20 protein-coding genes are annotated in these 25,037 nt (G+C 65.2%); 6 read left to right on the top strand and 14 right to left on the bottom strand.

Annotation, left to right across the window (positions count from 1 at the left end):
- Nucleotides 1-87 precede the first annotated feature (87 nt).
- The gene (locus GGQ64_RS03170) at nt 88-936 is read right to left on the bottom strand and encodes a LysR family transcriptional regulator (protein WP_183798920.1); all 849 of its coding nucleotides are present in this window, start codon (nt 934-936) and stop codon (nt 88-90) included.
- A gap of 398 nt (nt 937-1,334) precedes the next feature.
- Here GGQ64_RS03170 and GGQ64_RS03165 point away from each other — a divergent pair, with 398 nt between their 5' ends.
- The 5 genes from GGQ64_RS03165 (at nt 1,335) to GGQ64_RS03145 (ending at nt 10,019) form a co-directional block, all read left to right on the top strand.
- Nucleotides 1,335-3,785: a GcvT family protein gene (locus GGQ64_RS03165; RefSeq protein ID WP_183798917.1), complete on the top strand. Its 2,451-nt coding sequence runs from the start codon at nt 1,335-1,337 to the stop codon at nt 3,783-3,785.
- Entirely contained in the window at nt 3,782-6,229 is a 2,448-nt protein-coding gene (locus GGQ64_RS03160; RefSeq protein ID WP_183798914.1) for a GcvT family protein, read from the top strand. The genes GGQ64_RS03165 and GGQ64_RS03160 overlap by 4 nt, the downstream gene beginning before the upstream one ends.
- Nucleotides 6,230-6,305: 76 nt before the next feature.
- The gene (locus tag GGQ64_RS03155; RefSeq protein ID WP_183798911.1) at nt 6,306-6,782 is read left to right on the top strand and encodes an HXXEE domain-containing protein; all 477 of its coding nucleotides are present in this window, start codon (nt 6,306-6,308) and stop codon (nt 6,780-6,782) included.
- A gap of 43 nt (nt 6,783-6,825) precedes the next feature.
- The gene (locus GGQ64_RS03150; protein WP_183799159.1) at nt 6,826-8,055 is read left to right on the top strand and encodes an SRPBCC family protein; all 1,230 of its coding nucleotides are present in this window, start codon (nt 6,826-6,828) and stop codon (nt 8,053-8,055) included.
- 419 nt (nt 8,056-8,474) lie between these two features.
- The gene (locus GGQ64_RS03145) at nt 8,475-10,019 is read left to right on the top strand and encodes a trimethylamine methyltransferase family protein (protein ID WP_183798909.1); all 1,545 of its coding nucleotides are present in this window, start codon (nt 8,475-8,477) and stop codon (nt 10,017-10,019) included.
- Nucleotides 10,020-10,066: 47 nt separating this feature from the next.
- On the opposite strand, the gene GGQ64_RS03140 is transcribed toward GGQ64_RS03145, so the two are convergent.
- From GGQ64_RS03140 to GGQ64_RS03090, 11 genes are all read right to left on the bottom strand, one after another.
- Nucleotides 10,067-10,588: a hypothetical protein gene (locus GGQ64_RS03140; protein WP_183798906.1), complete on the bottom strand. Its 522-nt coding sequence runs from the start codon at nt 10,586-10,588 to the stop codon at nt 10,067-10,069.
- Between the two features lie 665 nt (nt 10,589-11,253).
- Nucleotides 11,254-12,360 carry an ABC transporter substrate-binding protein gene (locus GGQ64_RS03135; protein WP_183799156.1) on the bottom strand — a complete coding sequence of 369 codons (1,107 nt, stop codon included), beginning with the start codon at nt 12,358-12,360 and terminating at the stop codon, nt 11,254-11,256.
- The gene (fhuF, locus tag GGQ64_RS03130) at nt 12,357-13,142 is read right to left on the bottom strand and encodes a siderophore-iron reductase FhuF (RefSeq protein WP_183798903.1); all 786 of its coding nucleotides are present in this window, start codon (nt 13,140-13,142) and stop codon (nt 12,357-12,359) included. The genes GGQ64_RS03135 and fhuF overlap by 4 nt, the downstream gene beginning before the upstream one ends.
- The gene (locus tag GGQ64_RS03125; RefSeq protein ID WP_183798899.1) at nt 13,136-15,322 is read right to left on the bottom strand and encodes a TonB-dependent siderophore receptor; all 2,187 of its coding nucleotides are present in this window, start codon (nt 15,320-15,322) and stop codon (nt 13,136-13,138) included. Before GGQ64_RS03125 ends, fhuF begins: the two co-directional genes overlap by 7 nt.
- Nucleotides 15,323-15,497: 175 nt before the next feature.
- The gene (locus tag GGQ64_RS03120) at nt 15,498-15,671 is read right to left on the bottom strand and encodes a DUF1328 domain-containing protein (RefSeq protein ID WP_183798896.1); all 174 of its coding nucleotides are present in this window, start codon (nt 15,669-15,671) and stop codon (nt 15,498-15,500) included.
- 116 nt (nt 15,672-15,787) lie between these two features.
- A complete protein-coding gene (locus GGQ64_RS03115) occupies nt 15,788-17,215 on the bottom strand; it encodes a gamma-aminobutyraldehyde dehydrogenase (protein ID WP_183798893.1) in 1,428 nt (475 codons plus the stop codon).
- Between the two features lie 31 nt (nt 17,216-17,246).
- Complete coding sequence (locus GGQ64_RS03110) at nt 17,247-18,062, bottom strand: ABC transporter permease (RefSeq protein WP_183798890.1); 816 nt, start codon at nt 18,060-18,062, stop codon at nt 17,247-17,249.
- A complete protein-coding gene (locus GGQ64_RS03105; protein WP_183798887.1) occupies nt 18,052-19,002 on the bottom strand; it encodes an ABC transporter permease in 951 nt (316 codons plus the stop codon). The genes GGQ64_RS03110 and GGQ64_RS03105 overlap by 11 nt, the downstream gene beginning before the upstream one ends.
- Nucleotides 18,999-20,015 carry an ABC transporter ATP-binding protein gene (locus tag GGQ64_RS03100; RefSeq protein ID WP_183798884.1) on the bottom strand — a complete coding sequence of 339 codons (1,017 nt, stop codon included), beginning with the start codon at nt 20,013-20,015 and terminating at the stop codon, nt 18,999-19,001. Before GGQ64_RS03100 ends, GGQ64_RS03105 begins: the two co-directional genes overlap by 4 nt.
- Nucleotides 20,016-20,207: 192 nt before the next feature.
- Nucleotides 20,208-21,368 carry an ABC transporter substrate-binding protein gene (locus tag GGQ64_RS03095; protein WP_183798881.1) on the bottom strand — a complete coding sequence of 387 codons (1,161 nt, stop codon included), beginning with the start codon at nt 21,366-21,368 and terminating at the stop codon, nt 20,208-20,210.
- A gap of 140 nt (nt 21,369-21,508) precedes the next feature.
- A complete protein-coding gene (locus GGQ64_RS03090) occupies nt 21,509-22,117 on the bottom strand; it encodes a LysE/ArgO family amino acid transporter (RefSeq protein ID WP_183798878.1) in 609 nt (202 codons plus the stop codon).
- Between the two features lie 105 nt (nt 22,118-22,222).
- Between GGQ64_RS03090 and GGQ64_RS03085 the strand changes: the two genes are divergently transcribed.
- Complete coding sequence (locus GGQ64_RS03085; RefSeq protein ID WP_183798874.1) at nt 22,223-23,122, top strand: LysR family transcriptional regulator ArgP; 900 nt, start codon at nt 22,223-22,225, stop codon at nt 23,120-23,122.
- 30 nt (nt 23,123-23,152) lie between these two features.
- Here the strand turns inward: GGQ64_RS03085 and GGQ64_RS03080 are convergent, their stop codons facing one another.
- Both GGQ64_RS03080 and GGQ64_RS03075 read right to left on the bottom strand, forming a co-directional pair.
- Entirely contained in the window at nt 23,153-23,785 is a 633-nt protein-coding gene (locus GGQ64_RS03080; RefSeq protein ID WP_183798871.1) for a pyridoxamine 5'-phosphate oxidase family protein, read from the bottom strand.
- A 334-nt stretch (nt 23,786-24,119) separates the two neighbouring features.
- Nucleotides 24,120-25,016: a LysR family transcriptional regulator gene (locus GGQ64_RS03075; RefSeq protein WP_183798868.1), complete on the bottom strand. Its 897-nt coding sequence runs from the start codon at nt 25,014-25,016 to the stop codon at nt 24,120-24,122.
- Nucleotides 25,017-25,037 lie beyond the last annotated feature (21 nt).

Raw genomic sequence — 25,037 nt, 5'->3', positions numbered from 1 at the left:
GGCGATCCCGGTAGCCGGGATCATGCGCCTGCGACCGCGGCGTTGCAATTGCATCGGCCGGCCGGGCAACCTTGGGCCATCCCGGCCTCAGTCGTTCAGGAGCGCCTGCAGCAGGCCGATGATGCGGCGATGCTGGTGGGCGTGGCGGGTGCGGACGTTGACGGCGGCGTAGACCGTCTGCGGGATCGGTTCCGCGCCCTGGACGCGGCTGACGGCGCCGCTGCGCGTCAGCCGGAGCGCGTCGGGCGCCATGACGAAGGCCGAGCCGCCGAGCTTGGTCAGGAGCGCTATGATCGCCGTCGTCTCGCCGCTGGCGATCGGGGCGGTCGACAGGTGCGGCAGCGCCAGCCGGTGCAGGCGGTCGAAGGCGGGGGAATAGACCGCCTGGATATAGTCTTCCGGGCGGACGTCGGCGAGCGTCGTGACCTTGTTGGAGACGAGTTCGTAGGTCACCTCGCCGATGCGCTCGTAGTGCAGGTCCGGGAGATGATGCGGGGTGTAGAGGATGGCGAGATCAAGGTCACCGGCGGCGAGATCGCCGTTCATCTGCTTGGAATAGTCGATCTCGACATAGATCGAAGTGCCCGGCAGTTCCTTGCGCACCGCCGCCAGCCAGTCGCCGGCATAGTGGGCGGCAAGGTCGTGCTGCAGGCCGATGCGCATCGAGCGCTCGTAGGCGCCCGCCGTCTCGACCGCGCGTGCCGCCTCGTGCCACTGGTGCTGGATCGCCTTGGCGTGGTCGTGGAAGCGCAGGCCCGCCGCCGTCGGCTGGGTCCCGCCCTTGTTGCGGGTGAACAGGGGCCGGCCGAGGACCGCCTCCAGCGCCTTCACCCGGTGGGAGACGGTCGATTGGGTCAGGTTCAGCCGCTCGGCGGTGCGGTTGAAGCTGCGGGTCTCCATCAGGTCAAGATAGGTCTCGATGAGTTCGATCTGCATGGGCGTGCTCTGTCTACTGGGTTTGCCCATCATCCGCTTGCCGCGACCTTCTCCCCACGGGCGGGCAATCGCCTATGGCAAGTCCCCCTCTGCCCTGCCGGGCATCTCCCCCACAAGGGGGAGAAGACCCGGCGCACTCGCCAGCCCAGAACGGCGCATCGGCGGAGCGGCTAGGTTAAGCCCTCCCCCTTGTGGGGAGGGTTGGGAGGGGTCTTGATCCATATGCGATTGCTTGCGGAGTGAAGGTGTCGGCAGGCGGATGAGGGGGCAACTCCCAAGTTCCGTGTGAATTCCTTCCGCCGACACTAATCGAATTCTTCGATCAATAAAGCGGATTCTGGCCGCTTGTCGTGCATCAATTTGGTTGCCACAAATCGCAGGCAATCAAGGGGAAGAGAATGTCGAACTTGCCGTCGCATGCGCGTGTCGTGATCATCGGGGGCGGGGCCGTGGGCGCCTCTGCGCTCTACCACCTGGCCAAGGCCGGATGGAGCGACTGCGTGCTCCTGGAAAAGAACGAGCTGACGGCCGGTTCGACCTGGCATGCGGCCGGCAATGTGCCGACCTTCTCGTCCTCCTGGTCACTCATGAACATGCAGCGCTATTCGGCCTCGCTCTACCGCGAACTCGGCGATCTCGTCGACTATCCGATGAACTACCACGTCACCGGTTCGATCCGGCTGGGCCATTCCAAGGAGCGGCTGCAGGAATTCAAGCGCGTGGTCGGCATGGGGCGCTACCAGGGCATGGACCTCGACATCCTCACGCCGGACCAGATCAAGAGCCGCTATCCCTTCGTGGAGACCCACGAACTGACCGGCGCGCTCTACGACCCCTATGACGGCGACATCGACCCTGCGCAGTTGACGCAGGCCTTAGCGAAGGGCGCGCGCGACATGGGGGCGAAGATCTTCCGCTTCTGTCCGGCGACCGGTGCGCGCCGCGAAGGTGAGGAATGGGTGATCTCGACGCCGCAGGGCGAGATCCGCTGCGAATACGTCGTCAACGCCGCGGGCTACTATGCCCGCGAGGTCGGCAAATGGTTCGGCCGCGACGTGCCGATGATGGTGATGAGCCACCAGTACATCCTGTTCGAGGAGATCCCGGAGCTTGCGGCGTGGTCGAGGGAAGCCGGGCACAAGCTGCCGCTCCTGCGCGACGTCGACAGCTCCTACTACCTGCGTCAGGAAAAGAACGGCATGAACCTCGGGCCGTACGAGAGGAACTGCAAGGCGCACTGGACGACGCCCGACGATCCGATGCCGGACGATTTCTCCTTCCAGCTTTTCCCAGACGATCTCGACCGGCTGGAGTGGTACCTGAACGACGCCTGCGAGCGCGTGCCGATCCTCGGCACCGCCGGCCTGTCGCGGATGATCAACGGGCCGATCCCCTATGCGCCCGACGGCAACCCGCTGATCGGGCCGATGCCGGGCGTGCCGAACGCCTTCGAGGCCTGCGTCTTCACCTTCGGCATCTGCCAGGCGGGTGGTGCCGGCAAGGTGCTGGCCGAATGGATCACCGAGGGCGAGACGGAATGGGACATGTGGTCCTGCGATCCGCGCCGCTTCACGAGCTTTGCCTCGGAGCAGGATTATTGCATCGACAAGGGCATGGAGATCTACGGCCACGAATATGCGATGCATTTTCCCAAGCACGCATGGCCGGCCGGACGCAACCGCAAGCTCTCGCCGATCCATGACCGGATCGCAGCCCTCGGCGCCCAGTTCAAGCCCTACAACGGCTGGGAACGCGCCAACTGGTATGCCGGCGCCGGCGACGACCTTTCGGAGCAAGCGACCCAGACCTGGAACCGCGAGGGCCCGTGGCGGCCGCGCATCGAGGCGGAATGCCGTGCCGTTACGGAGGCGGCCGGCATCCTCGACCTTCCGGGCTTCTCGCGCTACCGGGTGAAGGGAGAGGGGGCGACTGCCTGGTTGTCGTCGCTGATCACCGGTCGCGTGCCGAAGCCCGGCCGCATCGGCCTTGCCTATTTCGCCGACGACAAGGGCCGGATCGTCACCGAAATGTCGGTGATGATGCTGGACGAGGACTTCTTCTTCCTGATCACCGCCGCCACCGCGCAGTGGCACGACCTGGAATGGCTGCGGAAGCACCTGCCGAAGGACGCGGCGTTTACCATCGACGACGTCACAGAGAATTTCTCCTGCCAGATCCTGTCCGGACCGAAGTCGCGGGCGATCCTCGCCGAAGTCTCGGACGCCGACCTTGCAAAGGGCTGGCTGACGCATCAGTCGGTGCAGATCGCCGGGCGCTGGTGCCAGCTGGTGCGGGTCTCGTTTGCCGGCGAGCTCGGCTGGGAGATCCACACCAAGGTCGAGGACACGCCTGCGATCTTCGATGCCGTCTGGGCGGCGGGGCAGAAGCATGGGCTGAAGCCTTTCGGCATGGAGGCGCTGGATAGCTTGCGCATCGAGAAGGGCTACCGCGCCTGGAAGGGCGACCTTTCGACCGACTACACGGTGCTGCAGGGCGGGCTGGAGCGCTTCGTCGACTGGTCCAAGCCTGATTTCAAAGGCAAGGCGGCACTGGAGCGGGAGAAGCAGCAGGGCGTTTCCAAGCGCTTCGTGGCTTTGACCGTCGACGCCGGCGACTGCGACGCGCCCTACATGTCGACGCTCTGGCACGAGGGCAAGGTGGTCGGCGAGACGACGTCGGGCAACTTCGGCTACCGCACCGGCAAGTCGATCGCGCTCGGCATGCTGCGCGCCGATCTTGCGGTACCCGGAACCGAGGTCGAGGTGGAAATCTTCGGCGACCGCTTCAAGGCCATCGTCCAGCCGGACGGGCCGATCTTCGATCCTAGCAATGAAAGACTGCGCGCATGAGCAAGCCTATTCCCTCAAAGGCCCGCGCGGTCATCATCGGCGGCGGCGTTTCCGGCTGCTCGGTCGCCTATCACCTCGCCAAGCTCGGCTGGACGGAGGTGGTCCTGCTGGAGCGCAAGCAGTTGACGTCCGGCACGACCTGGCATGCGGCCGGCCTGATCGGCCAGCTGCGCGCCTCGCAGAACATGACGCGGCTCGCGAAATATTCGGCCGACCTCTACACCAAACTCGAAGCCGAGACCGGTATCGGCACCGGCATGCGCCAGTGCGGCTCGATGACCGTGGCGCTGACGGACGAGCGCAGGCAAGAGATCTATCGCCAGGCCTCGCTCGCCCGCGCCTTTGACATCGACGTGCGCGAAATCACCGTCGACGAGGTGAAGGCGATGTATCCGCACCTCAACACGGCTGATGTGAAGGCCGCGGTGCACCTACCGCTTGATGGCCAGTGCGATCCGGCGAACATCGCGATGGCGCTGGCAAAGGGCGCGCGGCAGAACGGCGCGACGGTGATCGAGAACGTCAAGGTCACATCGGTCGTCACCAAAGACGGCCGGGTGACGGGTGTCACCTGCGAGCGGGACGGCGAGACCTTCACCATCGAGACGGAGAACGTCGTCAACGCCGCCGGCATGTGGGGGCGCACGCTCGCCGACATGTCAGGCGTGACGCTGCCGCTGCACGCCTGCGAGCATTTCTACATCGTCACCGAACCGATCCCGAACCTGCAACGGCTCCCCGTGCTGCGCGTGCCGGACGAATGCACCTACTACAAGGAGGACGCCGGCAAGATGCTGATCGGCGCCTTCGAGCTGAAGGCCAAGCCGTGGGGCATGGACGGCATCAGCGAGGATTTTTGCTTCGATCAGCTGCCGGAGGATTTCGATCACTTCCAGCCGATCCTCGAAAACGCGATCAACCGCATGCCCATGCTGGAAACCGCCGGCATCCACACCTTCTTCAATGGCCCGGAAAGTTTTACACCGGACGACCGCTACTATCTCGGCGAGGCGCCGGAATTGAAGGGCTACTGGGTCGCGGCCGGCTACAATTCGATCGGCATCGTCTCTTCGGGCGGCGCGGGCATGGCGCTCGCGCAATGGATGAACGACGGCGAGCCGCCGTTCGACCTGTGGGAAGTCGACATCCGCCGGGCGCAGCCGTTCCAGAGGAACCGTGCCTATCTGAAAGACCGGGTGTCCGAGACGCTCGGGCTGCTGTATGCCGACCACTTTCCCTATCGCCAGATGGCGACCGCGCGCGGCGTCCGTCGCTCGCCGATCCACGAGCACCTGAAGGCCCGCGGCGCCGTTTTCGGAGAGGTCGCCGGCTGGGAGCGTGCCAACTGGTTCGCCAAAGAAGGGCAGGAGCGGGAATACAAATACAGCTGGAAGCGGCAGAACTGGTTCGAGAACCAGCGCGACGAGCATATGGCCGTGCGCAACGGTGTCGGCCTGTTCGACATGACCTCGTTCGGCAAAATCCGGGTGGAGGGACGCGATGCACTCGCCTTCCTGCAGCGGATGTGCGCCAACCAGATGGACGTCGCCCCCGGCCGTATCGTCTATACGCAGATGCTGAACGCCCGCGGCGGCATCGAGAGCGACCTGACGGTGACGCGTCTTTCTCAGACCGCGTTTCTCCTCGTCGTGCCCGGTGCCACGCTGCAGCGCGACCTCGCCTGGCTACGCAAGCACCTGAGCGACGAGTTCGTCGTCATCACCGACGTGACGGCGGGCGAGAGCGTGCTGTGCGTGATGGGGCCGAAGGCGCGCGAGCTGATGGGCAAGGTCAGCCCGAACGACCTCTCCAACGCGAGCCATCCCTTCGCCACGGCCCGCCAGATCGAGATCGGCATGGGCCTCGCCCGCGCCCACCGCGTCACCTATGTCGGCGAACTCGGCTGGGAGCTCTACGTCTCCACCGACCAGACGGCGCACGTGTTCGAGGCGCTGGAGGAAGCGGGCGCCGATGTGGGCCTCAGGCTCTGCGGCCTGCACACGCTGGACAGCTGCCGGATCGAGAAGGCCTTCCGCCATTTCGGCCACGACATCACCGACGAGGACCACGTGCTGGAAGCCGGCCTCGGCTTTGCGGTCAGGGTCAACAAGGGTGATTTCATCGGCCGCGAGGCTGTTCTGCGCAGGCAGGATAAGGGGCTGAAGCGGCGGATGGTGCAGTTCAGGCTCGCCGATCCGGAGCCGCTGTTGTTTCACAACGAGGCGCTGGTGCGCGACGGCAGGATCGTCTCGACCATTACCTCGGGCAACTACGGCCATTTCCTCGGCGGCGCGATCGGCATGGGCTACGTGCCCTGCGAGGGCGAGAGCGAGGAAGAGGTGCTGGCGTCGGACTACGAGATCGAGATCGCCGGCGTCCGCGTGAAGGCGGAAGCCTCGCTTTCGCCGATGTACGATCCGAAGTCTGCGCGGGTTCGCATGTAAGGCAGGCATTCAAGACAGCAGACGGAAATTTTCGATTGTGGTTGCCGCCCGCACGCGGCCTGGCTGGAGGGTTCAGATGAGCTTGCAGGATCTCGCCTGGCTGGCGATGGCGGCCTACGCCATCCATGTCATGGAAGAGCATACGTTCGACTGGCGGAACTGGGCGCGCGGCGTCATCGGGCTGCCGGTCGAATGGGAGGACTTCTACGTCACCAACGCGGTCGTGATCGCGGTCGGCATCGCGCAGGCGCAACTGGCGCCGACCGTGCCGCTGATCCCGCTGGTCTTCGCCGCGCTGATGCTGATCAACGCCATCTTCTTCCACATTCTGCCGGTGATCCGGACGAAGGGGCGCTTCTCGCCGGGTCTCGCCACCGCGGTGGTGCTGTTTTTGCCGCTCGGGACCGCGATCTTCGTGAAGGCGGCGGAGGAGGGGCATCTCGACCTTGCAACCGGCATTGCCGCCTTTGTCGGCGGCGCGCTGCTGATGGCCTATCCGGTGGTGATGCTGCACCTGAAGGCGAGACCGTACTTCCAGCAGGCCGAAAAATGAACGCGTTCTTTTCCACCCTCTCGTTTCATGGAGCTGACAGGTGATCGTTTCCGATCTGAAGGACCTCAATACGCCATCCGGCGACCGGATCGATCGTCTCGTCGCCGAGCACCGGCCGGGCCACGGCTTGGCGCGCGCCTTCTACCACGACCAGGACATCTACGAGCGCGACCTGGAGCGGGTGTTCCGCCGGCACTGGCACTGTGTCGCCCATGAGAGCGTGATCCCGAACGCCAACGACTTCGAGGTGTTCCGCATGGCCGACGAGCAGGTGATCCTGACGCGGCATGCCGACGGGTCGATCCACGCCATCCTCAACGTCTGTCGCCATCGCGGCGCCGAGGTCTGCACGAAGGACAAGGGCAATGCCCGTGTCTTCGTCTGCCCCTACCATGCCTGGACCTATGGCAATGACGGTGCACTGCGCGCCGCCCGGCTGATGCCGAAGGAATTCAAGCGCGAGGACCACGGGCTGAAGAAGCTGCATGTGCGGGTGGTCGAGGGGCTCGTTTTCGTCTCCTTCGCGAAGACGCCGCTGGATTTCACCGAGGTCGAGCACCTGCTGCGTGCGACCTGCGGCCAGTATGGCTGGGCGAACGCGAAGGTCGCGCACCGGGAGAGTTATCCGGTCGACGCCAACTGGAAGCTCGCGGTCGAGAACTATGTCGAGTGCTACCACTGCGGCCCGGCGCATCCAGAATATTCGCAGACCCATGCGCTGGAGCAGCCGCTGCACATGATCGAGGCGATGAACGCTGAGATGGAGCAGCGCACGTGTTCGCTCGGCATCGAGGTCGGCTCGGGCAACCACTGGCAGACTTCGGAAGGTGGCAAGGAGGCGATCCACGCCTTCCGCTACGCGCTCTACGAGGGGGTGAAGAGCGGCAGCGAGGACGGCGGCGCCGTGGCCCCGCTGATGGGGCGCTTCACCGATTTCGACGGTGGCGTCACCTCGATCCACCTCGGCGGCACGACCTTCCTCGTCTGCTACCCCGACCACGGCATGATCTATCGCTTCATCCCGAAGACGGCCGGGACCTGCGAGATGGAGCTGATCTGGCTGGTGGACGGCAAGGCCGAGGCCGGGCGCGACTACGACCTCGACCGGCTGACCTGGCTCTGGAAGGTCACCACCGACGAGGACAAGGCGATCATCGAGCACACGTCGCGCGGCGTGCGCTCGCACTACTTCGAGCCGGGCCCGATCGCGCCGATGGAGCAGAACGAACTGCGCTACATCGACTGGTACCTGGACGAGATCAGCCGGGCCTGAGGGGGCGGGGGCGAAGACTGTCTTCGCTTTGCGTCCCGGATTCGGGTTGCGTTGAGCGCAGACGCGGGCTGCGGTGGAGGCGGATTGCGCTGGTGGCAAACCACCCACCTCCGTCACCCCGGACTAGATCCGGGGTCCAGCCACGCCGCGTCGGCGGCGTGGGAAAGTGCACTTCCTACGCGCAAGGACTTGCGCGCGCTGGATGCCGGATCGGGTCCGGCATGACGGTGCTCGGAGGGGCGGTGGGCGCCAGATAGTGGCGCTGTGCGAGCGGAAGAATACCGGTTTTCCAAGGTTGTCGGGGCCGATCACCACCGGAGAGAATGGAATTGAAACAACGGACTACGCGGACGCGTTGACGTTCTGAATCCGCTTTCGCGCGCAACTGTCGCGCAAGGCTGCAGCATGTGGAGGGCGCAATGAGCATAACTGAGGCAACCCAGACGTCCCGGCGGGCCGGCGGGCGCGCCGCGCGCGTCGCCATGCGGGCAGCGCCGCTGGCGGAGAACGTCCGTCCGGTTCGCCCGGGGCTTTCGGGCGGGCAGTACAGGCCGCTGAGCGAGGCGGGGGTGCGCCGGATCCACGAGGCGGCGCTCGATGCGCTGGAGAACATCGGTCTTGCCAATGCGCCGAAGTCCGGCATCGAGATCATGACCGGTGCCGGCGCGATCCTCGGCGAGGACGGGCGCATCCGCTTTCCCCGCGCGCTGGTCGAGGACATGCTTTCGATCGCCGCGCGCGACATCACGCTGTTCGGCCGCGATCCGAAATACGACCTGGAACTGACCGGCACGCGCGTCTACTACGGCACCGCGGGGGCGGCGGTGCACATCGTCGACGTCGAGAAGCGGGAGTATCGCGAATCCACTGCCAAGGATCTCTACAACGCCGCCCAACTCGTCCACCACCTCGACAACGTGCACTTCTTCCAGCGGGCGATGGTGTGCCGGGACGTCGCCGACAACTTCCTGATGGACATCAACACGCTCTATGGCTGCTGCGCGGGCACCTCCAAGCACGTCGGCACGAGCTTCTCCGATCCTTCGCACGTCGCAGGCTCCTTCGACCTGATCCACATGATGGCGGGCGGGGAGGACAAGTGGCGGGCGCGGCCGTTCGTGTCGAACTCCAACTGCTTCGTCGTGCCGCCGATGAAGTTCGCCGAAGAGAGCTGCATCACCATGGAGGCCTGCATCCGCGCCGGCATGCCGATCCTGCTGCTTTCCGCTGGGCAGGCGGGGGCGACGGCGCCGGCGCCGCTGGCGACCGCGATCGTGCAGGCCGTCGCCGAATGCCTGGCGGGCGTCGTCTATGTGAACGCCATGGCGCCCGGCCACCCGGCGGTCTTCGGCACCTGGCCGTTCGTCTCCGACCTGAGGACGGGCGCCATGTCGGGCGGGTCGGGCGAGCAGGCGCTGCTGACCGCCGGCTGCGCGCAGATGCACCAGTTTTACGGGCTGCCGGGCGGGGCTGCGGCCGGCATCGCCGATGCCAAGCTGCCGGACATGCAGGCCGGCTGGGAGCAGGCGATCTCGAACGTCATGGCGGGGCTTTCGGGGCTCAACATGGTCTACGAGGCGGTCGGCATGCATGCCTCGCTGCTCGGCTTCTGCCTGGAGAGCCTGGTGCTCGGCGACGACCTGCTCGGCCAGGTGCAGCGCTGTGTGCGCGGCATCGACGTCACCGAGGATTCGGTTTCGTTGGAGACGATGCGCTCCGTCTGCATCGACGGGCCAGGGCACTATCTCGGCGACCCGCAGACGCTGTCGCTGATGCAGACCGAATACATCTATCCCGCCGTGGCCGACCGCACGAGCCCGAAGGAATGGGCCGAGATCGGCAAGCCGGACCTGATCGCCAGGGCGATCGAGCGGAAGAACCGCATCCTCGCCGAAGCCGGCGGGCCGCTGTTCGATCCGGAGGTGGACCGGGCGGTGCGGGAGAAATTCAGGATCTATTTCTGAACGGAACGCCCCCGGTCCGACCGCTCATGCGCCCCGGCGTCCCGGTCTCATTGTGCCGGGATTGATCGCGGAAGCGCACGCACGTCGCTGACGGACCATGACCACTGCGGGTCGGTGATCTTCACAAGGTCGCTGCCGGTGAAGACGGCGAAGGTGGTGAAGGGCTGGCTCTGGCCCGGCAGCACGCGGACGAGGACCATGCCGCTGTCGGTTCCGACCGGCGTGCAGGCGCCGCCGGGGCAGTTGGCAAGCGTGATGGTCAGGCGCAGCGACTGGAGCGTGGCGGTGCTGTTGTTGGTGACGGTGCCGGTGACCCGGTAGCTCGTCACCGGCTGGCCGACGGTGAACTGCAGGTCGGAGAGCACGATCTCCTCGGGCGCGATCGCGTTGCGGGGAACGACCGGTTCCGGCACGACGCTGCGGCTGTCTGTCAGCCAGATGAGGGCTGCCGAGGCCAGGCCGATCGCGACGGTGATCGTCAGCACCGGCTCGACCCAGCTCTGGAAGCGCTTGAAGCGCAAGGCGAGATAGAGCGTGGCGACGGCGACGACAGCGAATGCCCAGATCATCAAGATCCTCCTCGCCATCCATATAGCGTGATGCGGGTGAAGCCAAAAGGCCTTCGCAACCATTCACTTGGGGATGCGCGGGAATGCGGTGCGACATTCGCGACGCTTTTGGCGTACCGGCTGCTTTTCTCGCAAACTTGTGATCGGATGCAGCACCGACCGCGAGGATAAATCGGGCGACGGCCTTGCCGCAGCAAACCCCTTCATCCGACCCTTCGGGCCACCTTCTCCCCGAGGGGAGAAGAGGGGCTCGGCGATTTCCGCAGACTTCTCGCCAATCCCGTAGGCAAAGCCGTGAGGAGGGCAGGGCGTTGCCGCGGGTGTCTTCTCCCCGTCGTGGAGAAGTGCCGGAGCGCAGCGAGGCGATGAGGGGGAGCGGTAGATGCCGGTGGCAGTGGCAAGCCCCCTCATCCGGCCCTTCGGGCCACCTTCTCCCCGGTGGGGAGAAGAAGGGTGCGGAGGATCGGCGCAGACTTTTCGCTTAAACCCATAGACAAAGCCGTGAGGAGGGCAGGGAGTTGCCACAGGTGTCTTTTCCCCACTGGGGAGAAGTGCCGGAGCGTAGCGAGGCGATGAGGGGGTGCGGCGGATGCTGGCGGCAGTGGCAGGCCCCCTCATCCGGCCCTGCGGGCCACCTTCTCCCCGAGGGGAGAAGAGGGGCGCAGTTACTTCAGGCTGATCCAGTAGGCGCCCTCGAAGGGGACGACCGCGAAGCGGGTGTTGATCTCGGCCAGCGTCTTGCCCGGATCGACGTCGGGGAAGACGTCCGGGCGCAACCAGTGGGCGAAGGCCTCGGCGGCGAGGATGTTCAGCGGCACGGCGTTGAAGAAGTTCCACAGGCCGTAGACGCGGCCGTTCCTGATGGCGGCGAGGTCGGCGAGGATCGGGCGCTCGGTGGCGTTGCGCAGCGTCTGCCGCGCTTCCTCGGGGGCGACGCCGGGGCCGATGGAGAAGGCGCTGTAGGTGCCGCCCGGGGAGGCGGTGGCGATGTAGGCTTCCGGGTTGGCGGCGACGAGGTACTCGATGCTGACGATGCCGCCCTGGCGGGGCAGGTCGGCTGCGATGTTGCGGCTGCCGGTGAGGCCGATGAATTCGCCCAGTCCGCCGACCCCGTAGGCAAAGCAGCAACCCTGGTCGTTCGGGAAGGCATCCATGAGCACGGTCGGGCCGGGCTCGGGATGGGCGGCCACGCGTTCGCGGATCACCGCCAGGTGCTCCTCGTAGAACTGCGCGAAGGATTCCGCCTGCTCGTCTCGCTCCAGCACGCGGCCGAGCAGACGCATGTTGTCGGGCGTGTTCCTCAGGGGATCGCTGTTGAAGTCGACGACGATCACCGGGACGTCGATCTGCTCCAGATAGGCGATCGCCTGGCGGCCGAGATCGGTATCGGCTTGCCAGTTGGCGAGGATGGCGAGATCGGCCTTCAGCGACAGGATGGTCTCGAAGGAGAAGCCGTTACCGGTGCCGTCGCCGATCAGCGGCACGTCGGCAATCTTCGGGAATTTTTCGCGGAAGGCCTCGTAGATCGCCGGATTGTCGCCCTTCATGTCGCTCGCCCAGCCTGCAAGCAGGCTGACGGGATCGGGATGGATGAGCGAGAGGGCGACGAGATTGAAGCCGCTGCCGAGCAGGATCGCCTCGGGCTTTTTGGGGATCGTGACCTCGCGGCCGAGCGCGTCGGTCACCGTCAGGGGAAAACGGCCGTCGGCGAGACAGGCGCCGGTCGACAGCAGAAGGCCGATGAGGAGAGCGAAAAAGCGCAACACGGTCAGTGCTTCCTCTGTTCGGGCAGGGCGCAGAGTTCGCCGCAGCTCGGGATGCCCGGCAGCATGTAGCGCAGGCAGCAGACCTTGCGGCGACACTGGACCTCGGCCCCGGCCATCTCATGGCGCAGGCAGCCGTGGAAGGGATTGGCGGTGCCGTCGGCGAAGGCCTTCTCTTCGAACAGCATGCGCGCCGACCAGTGATCGTCGGTGTCCCGGCCATTTGTCACGACTGCGGGGGCGGTTTCCGTCGCGTTGATCGCGTAGTCGATATAGACGGCAGCGTTGTTCCAGCCGAGTTTCGGGGCCATGCCGCCAAAGCGCTTCAAGTGAGCCACCACTTCCGACAGATGGGCGCTGGCGAGCGGCTTGACCAGTTCGAGGGGGGCATCGCTCTCGCACCAGTCGCCGGCGTGTGGCAGGCCGAAGGCGCGCGGCAGGCCGTCGTCGGCGAGCGCGATCGTCATGTCGTCGACGGCGATCGGCAGGGCGAGGGCGGCCCGGCGCGCGACGATATAGGGGATCGAAAGCGCCGAGAAATAGTAGAGCGACCAGTAGGACGCGACTGCCCTGCGATCGACTCCATGGCTCTGCGCATAGGTATCGAGGCCGGTCGCGAAGGTGCCGCTCTCGAAGACGTCGCGGATCGGCATGGCATGGTCGAGGTCCGACGAGAGCATCATCTTCTCGCCGCACCAGGCATGCTCGCCCGAAAAGACCGCCTTCAGGCCTTGCGGCCCGAAGACGGTTTCGTCAGCCCTGGGAGGGATTGCGTCCAATTGCGTCACCATGTGTATTTCAGCGAACCGATGACCGTGCGGCCCTGGTCCTTGTAGCAGAAGCCGGCCGAGCAGACGGGGTCGCGGCGGTCGAAGATGTTGGTGGCGTTCACCTGCAGGGCCAGGCCCTCCATCTTCTTGTCGATCGCGGCGAAGTCGTAGCGCAGGGCTGCGTCGAAGAGGACGCGCGAGCCGTTCTCCATCGTGTTCTCGTCATCGCCATAGCTGGCGCCGATGAAGCGCGCGCCGCCGCCGATGCCGAGGCCATCGAGCGCAGTGTCTTCCGGCATCGTATAGAAGGCCCAGAGCGCCGCCTGATGGCGGGGTGTCGAGGAAACGTCGTTGTCGACCGTGCCTACCGGGCCTTCGATGATCTTCATCTGGGTGTAGGAGTAGGAGGCCGTCAGCGACAGGCCGTTGTCGAGGCTGGTGTTGGCCTCCAACTCGACGCCGCGCGAGCGCAGCTTGCCGCGCTGGACCTGGATGTTGGCCGGGCCTGTCGGCAGGTCCACGACTTCGTAGTAGAGGCCGTTCTCCTGGTCGATGTTGAACAACGCAGCCGACAGCATGGTGTTGCTGTTGGGCAGGAGATACTTCACGCCGATTTCTTCCTGCTCGCTCTCGGTCGGCTTGAAGGGGGCGTCGGTTTCCTGGTTGTAGCCGGCGTTCGGCGAAAAGGCGGTCGAATAGCTGGCATAGGGCGCCAGGCCGAAGTCGAATTCGTAGGTCAGGCCGATGCGCTTGGAGAAGGCGCGGTCGCTCTGGTCGTTGGCGGAGACCGCGCCGCCGACGAGATCGGTACTGTCAGTGTCGGTGGAGACCCAGTCATAGCGGCCGCCGAGCGTCAGGGTCCAGGCGTCGTAGCGGATCTGGTCCTGGATATAGGTGCCGATCTGCCACTGGTCCTGGTCGACGCGCTCGGTGTAGGGAATGCGATCCATCGGATCGCCGCGGGTCGGATCGTTGGTGTCGAGCGGCGGCGAGACGCCGTAGCCGTTGAACGACCTGTAGCGCAGTTTCATCAGGTCCAGGCCGGTCAGGAGCGTGTGGCTGAAGGCGCCGGTGTCGAACTCGGAGACCAGCTGGTTGTCGATCACAATGGCCGAAAGCCGCTCCTCGAAGGAGCCGGCGCTGCGGTCGATCAGCGTCGGGTCGACGGCGTTCGGCGCATAGGCGAAGGCCCAGTCGGCCTCGATGTCCAGCGTCGAGGCGCGCACGTTCTGGCGGAAGGTGAAGGTCTCGTTGAAGCGGTGCTCGAACTCGTAGCCGATGCGGCCCTGGTTCTGGACAGAGTCGTTGAAGGCCGGGTTGCCGGCAAAGAAGTCGGTCACCTTGCCGGTGGTGGTGTCGAAATAGTAGGCCGCTGTGCCGCCGGTCTTGGTGCGCGAATACTCACCGAGAACGGTCAGCCGCGTGTCCTCGTCCGGCTTCCAGGTGAAGGCCGGGGCGATGTAGAGGCGGTCGTCGGGAACGCCGACCTGTTCCGTATCCGAATTGCGGGCGAGTCCGGTCAGGCGGTAGTAAAACGGATCGGTGTCGTTGACCGCGCCGGAGAAGTCGAACTGGCCCTGATAGCGGTTGTTGGTGCCGTATTGCACCTCGACCTCGCGCAGCGTCTCCTCGGTCGGGCGCTTGGTGATCAGGTTGTACAGGCCGCCGGCGCCGGAGGCGCCGTAGAGGGCGGAGGAGGGGCCGCGCAGGATCGAGACGCCCTCGAGCCCGTAGGGTTCGGTCTTGAAGAGCGAGGAGCCCGCGCCCGGCTGGCGCAGGTTGTCGCGGAAGACGCCGTTATAGGTCACGTCGAAGCCGCGCACGGTGAAGGAATCGAAGCGCGGGTCGAAGCCGTAGGCGGTGGTGCGCGTGTTGGGCGTGTAGGCCAGCACATCCAGCAGCGTCTGCGGATTGCGGTCCTTCAGCTGTTGCGCGGTCACGGAAGATACCGACTGCGGGGTCTGCAGGAAGGGCGTGTCGACCTTGGCACCCGTCGCACTGCTCTTGCCGACATAGCCATCGGCCGTGATCACGCCGCCGCTGCCGCCATCGACGACGATCTCTTCCAGCGTCGTCGTCCCCTCGGTGGAGGCCGCCGCGGCCTGGTCCTGCGCGTGCGCCGTAAGCGACAGCGCGAGCAGCGAGGTTCCGGCGAGGGCGAGGACGAGCGTGGGGCGGAGCGGCGAAGAGGTCTGGGGCATCGAGGTCTCGTGATGTTACTGGGTCAATAAGATGACTGTTCTCATTATGTTTTTGCGATGCGCAAGGTTTATATGATAAATAATGTCATGTTTATGGTGGTGTTGCGCTCATGCAACGAAAAATGACCGCCATGGTGGTGGCGGTCATTGAGTTTCACCAATAGGCAGTATCCCGCTAGACCACCGCGCTGCCCGCCATGAGGGCGAGGACGAGGAAAATGAGGAACAGAATCAGGGCGATGGCGAAAAGCACCTTGGCGACCGTGGCGGCTGCCGAAGAGACGCCCCGAAAGCCGAGAAAACCGGAGATCAGGGAAATCACGAGGAAGATAAGGGCCCATTTCAGCATGTGCAGTGTCCTCTCTTGAACCGGAGGAAAGACGCGCGAGGGCAGAATTTGTTCCATGACCGCCGATTCCGGGCGGCCCAGGGGCCCGGCGGAGAGCCGCCGGGCGCGATGATCGATCAGCCGTGGTTGATCATGACGTGGCGCACGGCGGTGTAGTCTTCCAGCGCATAGACGGACATGTCCTTGCCGTAGCCCGACTGCTTGACGCCCCCGTGGGGCATTTCGTTGCACAGCATGAAATGGGTGTTGATCCAGGTGCAGCCGTACTGGAGCCGTGCAGCGGCGCGCATCGCCTTGGAGATGTCCTTCGTCCAGACAGAGGAGGCGAGGCCGTAGTCGCTGTCGTTGGCCCATCCGATCGCCTGCGCCTCGCCCGTAAAGCGGGTGACGGAAACGACGGGTCCGAACACCTCGCGGCGGACGATCTCGTCCTCCTGCGTGGCGCCGGCGATCACGGTCGGCTGAAAGAAGAAGCCGTTGTCGCTGCCAGATGCGCCGCCGGTGACGATCTCGATGTGCTTCACGTCGGACGCGCGCTCGACGAAGCTCGCCACGCGGTCGCGCTGGCGCTTGGAGATCAGCGGGCCGATCTCGTTCTCGGTGTCGTCGGGCTGGTTGTAGCGGATGGTGGAGACAGCGGCGGAAAGCTCGGCGACGAACCTGTCGTAGATGCCCTTCTCCGCATAGATGCGGCACGCGGCGGTGCAGTCCTGGCCGGCGTTGTAGTAGCCGAAGGCGCGGATGCCGTTCACGACCGCCTCGAGGTCGGCGTCGTCATAGACGATCACCGGCGCCTTGCCACCGAGTTCCAAGTGCGTGCGCTTGACCGACTTGGCTGCGGCCGCCAGCACCTTCTTGCCGGTCGCCACGTCGCCGGTGATCGAGACCATGTTGATCTTAGGGTGGTTGATCAGCGCGTTGCCGACGGTCTCGCCACGGCCGAGCACGATGTTGACGACGCCCTCGGGCAGGATGCCGGCCAGCAGCCCCGCCATCTTGAGCGCCGTCAGCGGCGTCTGTTCCGATGGCTTGAAGACGACCGTGTTGCCGCCGGCGATCGCCGGCGCCAGCTTCCAGGCCATCATCATCAGCGGATAGTTCCACGGCGCGATCGAGCCGACGATACCGATCGGGTCGCGGCGGATCATCGAGGTGTGGCCGGGCAGGTATTCGCCGGCGACAGTTGCCGTCATCGAGCGGACGGCGCCGGCGAAGAAGCGCCAGCAATCGACGATCGCGGGGATCTCGTCGTTCCTGACGGCATTGATCGGCTTGCCGCAGTTCAGCGCTTCGAGGGCTGCGAAGGCATCGGCGTCGGCCTCGATCGCGTCGGCGATCTTCAGGAGGTAGCCGGAGCGCTCGCCGGGGGTGGTCATCGACCAGGCGAGATAGGACTTCTCGGCGGCGTCGACGGCGGCGTCGATCTGGGCATGCGAGGCTTCCGGGAGGTCGGCCACCGTCTCGCCGGTCTTCGGGTTGAGAATGTGCTCCTCGCTCTCCGTGCCGGCCTCGAAGCGTCCGCCGATCAGCATCTGCGTGTCCATCAGGATTCTCCCTTGATCTCAGTTCGTTGTTCTATTTGCCGGCGCCTGCGACCTGGTCGCCCTCGCGGGTCAGGTAGTAGGCCGCGAGGATCGGCAGCAGTGTGACGAGCACCACGAGCATGGCGACCACGTTTGTCACCGGCCGCTGGCGCGGACGCACCAGTTCCTCCAGCATCCAGATCGGCAACGTCTGCTGCTGGCCGGCGGTGAACGTGGTAACGATCACCTCGTCGAAGGAGAGCGCGAAGGCGAGCATGCCGCCGGCGAGAAGGGCCGTGCCGATATTGGGCAGGATCACGTATCGGAAGGTCTGGAAGCCGTCGGCGCCGAGGTCCATCGAAGCCTCGATCAGCGAGCCGGAGACGCGGCGGAAACGGGCCACCGCGTTGTTGTAGACCACCACGACGCAGAAGGTGGCGTGGCCGAGCACGATCGTCCAGAACGAAAACGGGATCTCGGCAAACGAGAAGGCCGAGCGCAGCGCGATGCCGGTGATGATGCCGGGCAGCGCGATCGGCAGGATGACGAGCAGCGAGATCGTCTCGCGGCCGAAGAAGCGCGTCTGGCTGACGGCGGCGGCGCAGAGCGTGCCGAGCACCAGCGCCACTGCAGTGGCGATCGAGGCGACCCGGACCGAGAGGCCGAGTGCGGCCCAGACGTCGGGGCGATCCCAGGCGACGGCCAGCCATTTGAGCGTATAGCCGGGCGGCGGAAACTGGTAGCTCTTCTCCTCGGTGGTAAAGGCATAGAGGAAGATCAGCAGGATCGGCACGTGCAGGAACAGCAGGCCTGCGGCGGCGGCGATCTTCAGGCCCATGGGGGCGGAGGCGGAGCGGTCAGAGCGCATCGAAGGCTCCCTGCTTCTTGGCCATCCACAGGTAGAAACCCATGATGACGATCGGGACGACGGTGAAGGCGGCGGCGAGCGGGATGTTGCCGGCCGTGCCCTGCTGGGCGTAGACGGCCTGGCCGATGAACAGCCGCGACGAGCCGATGATCTGCGGGATGATGTAGTCGCCGAGCGTCAGCGAGAAGGTGAATATCGAGCCTGCGATGATGCCGGGCAGCGCCAGCGGGAACAGCACGTGGCGGAAGGTCTGCGCCGGGTTGCCGCCGAGATCGGCGGACGCCTCGATCAGGTTTCCGGGCACGCGCTCGAGCGCTGCCTGGATCGGCAGGATCATGAAGGGCATCCAGACATAGACGAAGACGATGAAGGTGCCGGTGTAGCTGATCGACAGCGAGTTTCCGCCGACGACGGGGAGGGAGAGCCAGGCATCGAGCAGCCACGTCAGGTGCAGCTTGGCGAGGAACCAGGTGAATATGCCCTCCTTGGCGAGGATCAGCTTCCAGGCATAGACCTTGACGAGATAGCTCGACCACAGCGGCAGCATCACGCCGAGATAGAAGAGCGCCTTCCATTTGCCGCGGGCGTAGCGGGCGGCGTAGTAGGCGATCGGAAAGGCGATCACGGCAGACGCCAGCGTCACCAGCGCCGCCATGACGACGGTGCGCAGGATGATATCGAAATTCGACGGGATCAGCAGTTGCCGGTAGGTGTCGAGCGTGAACTCGTAGTTGATGAGCCCGGAGAACTCGTCGATCGAGAAGAAGCTCTGCAGGAGCAGCGCAAACAGCGAGCCGAGATAGATGATGCCGAGCCAGAGCAGCGGCGGCGCGAGCATCAGGAACAGCAGGATCTTCGGGTTGCGCCAGAAGAAATCCGACAGGCGAGCGAAGGTGCCGCTGCGGCCTTCGAGGATGCTGGTCTGCGTGATCGCGCTCATGCCGCCTCGTCCATCAGGTGCAGGTCGTGGGCGGCGAAGGAGAGGGTGACGCCGCTGCCCTGTTCGGGAAGCGCCTCGGAGGCCGGGACCATGGCGGCGATACGCGTGCCGCCGCCGGCCTCGACCGTCACGCGGTTGGCGGCGCCGAGGAAACTGGTCGCCACCACCGTGCCGGTGACGCGCTTGCGTTCGCCGGTAACGTCGCCGGTGCCGCCGCCGAGCGACAGCGCCTCGGGACGCAGGCTCGCATAGCGGGCCGGGTAGCCGAGGCTCTTGACGAAAGCCGGCGAGAGCACGTTGGAAGAGCCGACGAAATCGGCGACGAAGCGGGTTTGCGGGCGCTTGTAGACCTCTTCGGGCGTGCCGAGCTGCTGGATGCGGCCGTCGTTGAACACGGCAACGCGGTCGGCCATCGACAATGCCTCGCCCTGGTCGTGGGTGACGAAGACGAAGGTGATGCCGAGCGACTTCTGCAGTGTCTTCAGCTCCTCCTGCATCTGCTCGCGCAGTTTCAGGTCGAGCGCGCCGAGCGGTTCGTCGAGCAGCAGCACGCGCGGGCGATTGACGAGCGCGCGGGCGAGCGCAACGCGCTGGCGCTGTCCGCCGGACAACTGGCCGGGCCGGCGCGTGCCGTAGCCGGGAAGTTTGACCATGGCGAGCGCATCCTCCGCGGCTTTCAGCCGCTCCTCCTTGCCGACGCCCTTGACCATCAGCCCGTAGGCGACGTTCTCGAGAATGGAGAGATGCGGGAACAGCGCGTAGTCCTGGAAAACGGTGTTGACATTGCGCCGGTAGGGCGGGACGCCCTCGGCCGTCTCGCCGAAGATCTCGATATGGCCGCCGGTCGGCTGCTCGAATCCCGCCATCAGCCGCAGGCATGTGGTCTTGCCCGAGCCGGACGGGCCGAGCATGGCGAAGAACTCGCCCTCCACCACGGCCAGATCGACGCTGTCGACGGCGCGGACGCTGCCGAAGTGTCGGGATACCTTGTCGAACAGCACAGCGGTGGTCATGGGCGTCTAACTCCGGGCACGAGAGGCTATGCGGCCCACGGCAACAGTGCCCGGTGAGTAACCGGGAGCGGGCGGCATATGAAAGCGGACTCCTCCCCCTTGCGGGGAGGGTTGGGGAGGGGACACTTTGCGTCAAACCCCTCCCGGCCCTGTCGGGCCACCCTCCCCACAAGGGGGAGGGATAAAGCGGCCTCAGCGCCCGCCGATCACGCCGATGTAGTCCGATACCCAGCGGTGGTAGGGCACGCACTCGCCCTGGCTTTCGCATTTGGAGACCGGCGTCTTCCAGAAGCGGATCTTCTCGAAATTGTCGAAGCCGTTCGTGGCGCAGCCTTCGTCGGTCAAAAGTTCGTTGCCCTTGCAGGCGGCCGGGACCGAGGGGACGGCGCCGAACCAGGCGGCGGCGTCGCCCTGCACCTTGGCCGACAGCGAATGCTCCATCCACAGGTAGGCGCAGTTCGGATGCTCGCTTTCGGCGTGCAGCATGGTCGTGTCCGACCAGCCGGTGACGCCTTCCTCGGGGAAGGTCGAGGCGATCGGCTGCTTCTCGGCCTTCATCAGGTTGACCTGGAAGGGCCAGGAGCCGGATGCGACGACGCCCTCGTTCTTGAAGTCGTCGATCTGGATCATGGCGTCGTGCCAGTAGCGGCCGACGAGCGTGCGCTGGACGCGAAGCAGGTCGAGGGCCGCCTTGTACTGGTCCTCGTTCAGCTCGTAGGGATCCTTGATGCCGAGTTCCGGCTTGTGGAACATCAGGTAGTTGGCGGCGTCGGCGACGTGGATGGGGCCGTCATAGGCCTGCACGCGGCCCTTGTTGGACTTGCCGTCCGGCAGCGTCACGTCCTCGAACACGACGCTCCAGCTCTTCGGCGCTTCGCCCTTGAAGGCCTCGGTGTTGTACATCAGCACGTTCGGGCCCCAAAGATAGGGCGTGCCGTAGTGGACGCCTTCGACCGTGTTCCAGGGCGCGCTCTGCAGGCGTTCGTCGACCGTCTTCCAGCTCGGGATCAGGTCGGTGTTGATCGGCTGGACGCGCTTACCGGCTATCAGGCGCCGCGAGGCGTCGCCGGAGGCGGTGACGAGGTCGAAGCCGCCCTCGTTCATCAGCGCGACCATTTCGTCGGAGGTGGCGGCGGTCTTCACCGAAACCTTGCAGCCGGTCTTCTTCTCGAATTCGGTGACCCAGTCATAGGCCTTGTCGGTCTCGCCGCGCTCGATATAGCCGGCCCAGGCGACGATCGAGACCTCGCCTTCGCCGGCGCCGAGCTCCTTCAGCGGTTCCTGGGCGACGGCAGCGGTGGTGAAAGCGAAGGAAAGGGTCAGCGCGGTGCAGGAATGCAGGAATCGCTTCATGATGGTCTCCCGGTTTGTCCGCTTTGTGCGCGGTATTGTTCCCGGGTCGAAGCGTGCCCCCTTTTCGCCGCTTTCGCAAATCCATTAAACAGAAAGACGATATCGGAATTTCCGAAAGGTAGGTTGCGGACAGAGGTGGACTACATCCCGCGCAGCAGCTTGCCGGCGATCATCCACATGACGGCGGCGATGGCGAGATCCAGGATCCGCCATGCCGACGGCCGCGCGAAGATCGGGCGCAGCCAGGTGGCGCCGTAGCCGAGCGCGAAGAAGAACAGGAAAGAAGCGGACATGGCGCCGGCGGCGAACACCATCTCATCGCCGGGAAAGCGGGTGGCGACGGTGCCGAGAAGGACGACGGTATCGAGGTAGACGTGCGGATTGAGCCAGGTGAGCGCAAGGCAGGTCGAAAACGTCGGCCAGAAGCCCGGGGAATGCTCATGTCCGATCGTCAGCCCATTAGTCGAGCGTAGCGCGGCATAGAGGCTCCTTGCGCCGTACCAGACGAGGAAGGCCGCGCCTGCGAATCGCATGGCGGGATCGATCCACGGCAGCATGGCCGTGATCTGCCCGAGGCTCGTGACCCCGATCAGGATCAGGATGGCATCGGACAGTCCGCATGTGAGGCATACGGCGAAGACGTGCTCGCGCCGCAATCCCTGCCGGAGAACGAAGGCATTCTGCGCGCCGATCGCGACGATCAGGCTCAGCCCCATCATCATGCCGGTGAAGTAGATCGGAAAATTCATGGTTCCGGATAGCTCCCGAAGACAGAAACACGAGCGATCCTGTAGCGGGTGTCATCGAATTAAGGTAATTAAATACGATAATCTCAATTAAGCAGGACTAATGCCATGATTGACTACCCGGCGCTTCGCGCGGTGGCCACAGTCGTGCAGACCGGCAGCTTCGAGAAGGCGGCGGCCGTCCTGAACGTGACGCCGTCCGCCGTCTCCCAGCGGGTCAAGCAGCTCGAGGAGCGCCTCGGCGTGGTCCTGATCGTCAGGGGCAGCCCCTGCACGGCGACCGAGAAAGGTGGATGGCTGTGCCGCCACATGGAAAACATCGGCATGCTGGAAGGCGAGTTGATGGAGCATCTCCCCGCGCTTGCTGATCCCGAAGAGCCGCGGCAGCGGGTGACGCTTCATATCGCCACCAGCGCGGACAGCCTCGGCACCTGGTTCCTGTCGGCCATGTCGAATTTCTCCAAGCGCTCCACGTACCTTGTGAACATTGCCATCGATGACGAGGACCACACGGCCGAATGGCTGCAACGAGGCCGCGTGCTCGCTGCCGTCACCAGCCTCGAAAAGCCGATCGCAGGCTGCAGGCGGACCTCGCTCGGGACGCTGCGCTATCATGCGACGGCAAGTCCGGAATTCATGTCCCGGTACTTCGGCGACGGCGTCACGCCGGAAGCGCTCCGGCGTGCTCCCGCCCTGACCTTCAACCAGAAGGACCGGCTGCAGAACCGCTGGATCCGCCAGGCGTTCGGCCAGGAACTCACCTTTCCGACGCATTGGCTGCCATCGACGCAGGGTTTCCTGGATGGCAGCCTGTCCGGCATGGGGTGGTGCATGAACCCTGCGCCGCTGATCGGGCAGCATCTGCGCTCCGGACGGCTCGTGGAACTGGTCCCGGACAGCCCGCTGGACGTGCCGCTGTTCTGGCAGATCAATCGCCTCGCAGCCGACCGGCTGGTGGATTTGACGAGCGAAGTGGCCGCAACGGCGAAATCGCATCTTCGCCAGTGAGATCGCGGACACTAGTGCCTGGCCCGTCCTTCACGCCGAAGCAGCTCCCTTTTCCGCCAGCCGTGCGATTTCGCCTTCGAGCTCGGCGATCTTGCGATCCCTCTCGGCCAGGGCGGCCTGCACATCCGCCGCCTCGAACAACTGCGGTATGTGCTGGGGACAGTTGGCGTCCCACGCCATGACAGTGAACAGCACGACCTGCTCGACACGGGCGCGATATCCGGGCGGAAACAGGCGATCGGCCAGCTCGGCGTCGCCTTCGACGACCCGTGCTTCGCCCCAGATCTTGACGCGCTGCCGATGGGCGTAATCCATCAGGAAGAGGTGGGCCTTGGGATTCTCCAACAGGTTTCCCTGAGTGATATACTGCCGGTTGCCGGCAAAGTCGGCAAAGCCGATGGTCTTGCTATCGAGGACCTTGAGAAAGCCTGCAGGCCCACCGCGATGCTGGACGTACGGCTGGCCGTCGGCGCTGGCCGTCGCCAAAAAAACGCTGGTCCGGCTCTCGATGAAGCCGGCGAGGTCCTCGGTGATTTCCGTCTGCCAGGAGCCGCCCGTCTCCATCCGGGCATAGGCGTGCCGTGACCCCTTGCGCTCCTGGATCGCCTTCACCGACGGGGTGAAGGCGACATCGCTTGAAAAAATGGCGTGGTCGCCAGACATGACTTCTTTCCTTCGGCTCAGCGGGGCCGATCCGATCTGCTAATTTACCGTCGCGACCTTCCGGTCGAGGAAGTCGCGGATGAGCGGGGCCATCTCGTCGGGTTCGTCTTCGAGGGCGAAGTGCCCCGTGTCGCCGCGAACATCGTGCAAAGGACCAGTCTGTTCATGGCGTTCTCCACTTCCAACAAGCTGGTGAATGACCTTGCCGGCCTAGATATCTCCTTTGGCTGTAATCGTTAATCAGCGAACGGCGAAAGGCACTATTGCAGGTAGCGGAATAATCGCCGGACCGTGGCTTCGGGAAGCGGGTCTGCGGAGAGGGGCCTGCGAGGCGTCAGTTGAACAGGCGGTTGGCGCGCAGGCGGTCGACTGCGAGATCGACGAACGCCCGGACCTTCGCGGATGCACGCCTGCCCTCGACATGGACGACATGGATCGGTATCTCGCGCTCCTCGTACTCGGAGAGGACCGCCTGGAGGCGTCCTTCCTGAAGAGCAGGCCCGATCTGATACGAAAGGATGCGCGTCAGGCCCCAGCCCCGCTCGGCGGCGGCAATCGCGGCGTCGTTGGTGTTGCACAACAGGCGCGGATGAACGGTGACGCTCGTCCTGTTCCCTTGTCCGAACTGCCAGTCGAGCGATACCCAGGCGCCTGTGGGCGCGATGATCCGATGACCTGCCAGATCGGATGGCACTTTCGGAACGCCGTATCTCTCGAAGTATGAAGGGGAACCGCAAACGACGCGCCTGATCGATCCGACCTTCACGGCGCTCAGGCCTGAGGCCGGCAGGTTTCCGATCCTGACCGCGACGTCCATCCCCTCGTCGATGATGTTGACGATGCGGTCGACGAACACGCTGTGCACGGTCACCGCCGGATACTGATCGAGATATTCGAGCAGGATCGGCAGGATATGCATCTGGCCGAACAGGGCCGGTCCGGTGACGCTGAGGACACCTGACGGGTTGGCGTGGAGGCCCGCGGCCGAGGCCTCGGCGTCGGCGATTTCGGCGAGGATCCGCCGGCAATCCTCCAGGTAGCGGCCGCCCGCCTCCGTCGTCTTGACCGCTCTCGTCGTCCTGGTGAGAAGCCGCACGCCGAGGGTGTTCTCGAGCGCGGATATCGTTCTCGTGACCGCCGGCGGGCTCATGTGCAACTGGCGAGCCGCTGCAGCGAAGCCCCCGGTCTCCGCCACCTTCACGAAAACTCTCATGGCCTGCCAGCGATCCATTGCAGCTTCCCCTGTCGAAAA

The organism is Mycoplana azooxidifex, from assembly GCF_014196765.1.
Classification (GTDB): Bacteria; Pseudomonadota; Alphaproteobacteria; order Rhizobiales; family Rhizobiaceae; genus Mycoplana; species Mycoplana azooxidifex.
The sequence above is the reverse complement of the archived record's forward strand: the minus strand, read 5'-3'. Positions and strand labels throughout refer to the sequence as shown.

Excerpts from the sequence above, each read along its gene's own strand:
- GGQ64_RS03115 (WP_183798893.1), bottom strand. The coding sequence starts at position 17,215 with ATGGACACGCAGATGCTGATCGGCGGACGCTTCGAGGCCGGCACGGAG.
- GGQ64_RS03080 (WP_183798871.1), bottom strand. The coding sequence starts at position 23,785 with ATGTCTGGCGACCACGCCATTTTTTCAAGCGATGTCGCCTTCACCCCG.
- fhuF (WP_183798903.1), bottom strand. The coding sequence starts at position 13,142 with ATGGTGACGCAATTGGACGCAATCCCTCCCAGGGCTGACGAAACCGTC.
- GGQ64_RS03145 (WP_183798909.1), top strand. The coding sequence starts at position 8,475 with ATGAGCATAACTGAGGCAACCCAGACGTCCCGGCGGGCCGGCGGGCGC.
- GGQ64_RS03170 (WP_183798920.1), bottom strand. The coding sequence starts at position 936 with ATGCAGATCGAACTCATCGAGACCTATCTTGACCTGATGGAGACCCGC.
- GGQ64_RS03155 (WP_183798911.1), top strand. The coding sequence starts at position 6,306 with ATGAGCTTGCAGGATCTCGCCTGGCTGGCGATGGCGGCCTACGCCATC.
- GGQ64_RS03075 (WP_183798868.1), bottom strand. The coding sequence starts at position 25,016 with ATGGATCGCTGGCAGGCCATGAGAGTTTTCGTGAAGGTGGCGGAGACC.
- GGQ64_RS03125 (WP_183798899.1), bottom strand. The coding sequence starts at position 15,322 with ATGCCCCAGACCTCTTCGCCGCTCCGCCCCACGCTCGTCCTCGCCCTC.
- GGQ64_RS03085 (WP_183798874.1), top strand. The coding sequence starts at position 22,223 with ATGATTGACTACCCGGCGCTTCGCGCGGTGGCCACAGTCGTGCAGACC.
- GGQ64_RS03140 (WP_183798906.1), bottom strand. The coding sequence starts at position 10,588 with ATGATCTGGGCATTCGCTGTCGTCGCCGTCGCCACGCTCTATCTCGCC.
- GGQ64_RS03120 (WP_183798896.1), bottom strand. The coding sequence starts at position 15,671 with ATGCTGAAATGGGCCCTTATCTTCCTCGTGATTTCCCTGATCTCCGGT.
- GGQ64_RS03095 (WP_183798881.1), bottom strand. The coding sequence starts at position 21,368 with ATGAAGCGATTCCTGCATTCCTGCACCGCGCTGACCCTTTCCTTCGCT.
- GGQ64_RS03160 (WP_183798914.1), top strand. The coding sequence starts at position 3,782 with ATGAGCAAGCCTATTCCCTCAAAGGCCCGCGCGGTCATCATCGGCGGC.
- GGQ64_RS03105 (WP_183798887.1), bottom strand. The coding sequence starts at position 19,002 with ATGAGCGCGATCACGCAGACCAGCATCCTCGAAGGCCGCAGCGGCACC.
- GGQ64_RS03100 (WP_183798884.1), bottom strand. The coding sequence starts at position 20,015 with ATGACCACCGCTGTGCTGTTCGACAAGGTATCCCGACACTTCGGCAGC.
- GGQ64_RS03090 (WP_183798878.1), bottom strand. The coding sequence starts at position 22,117 with ATGAATTTTCCGATCTACTTCACCGGCATGATGATGGGGCTGAGCCTG.
- GGQ64_RS03165 (WP_183798917.1), top strand. The coding sequence starts at position 1,335 with ATGTCGAACTTGCCGTCGCATGCGCGTGTCGTGATCATCGGGGGCGGG.
- GGQ64_RS03110 (WP_183798890.1), bottom strand. The coding sequence starts at position 18,062 with ATGCGCTCTGACCGCTCCGCCTCCGCCCCCATGGGCCTGAAGATCGCC.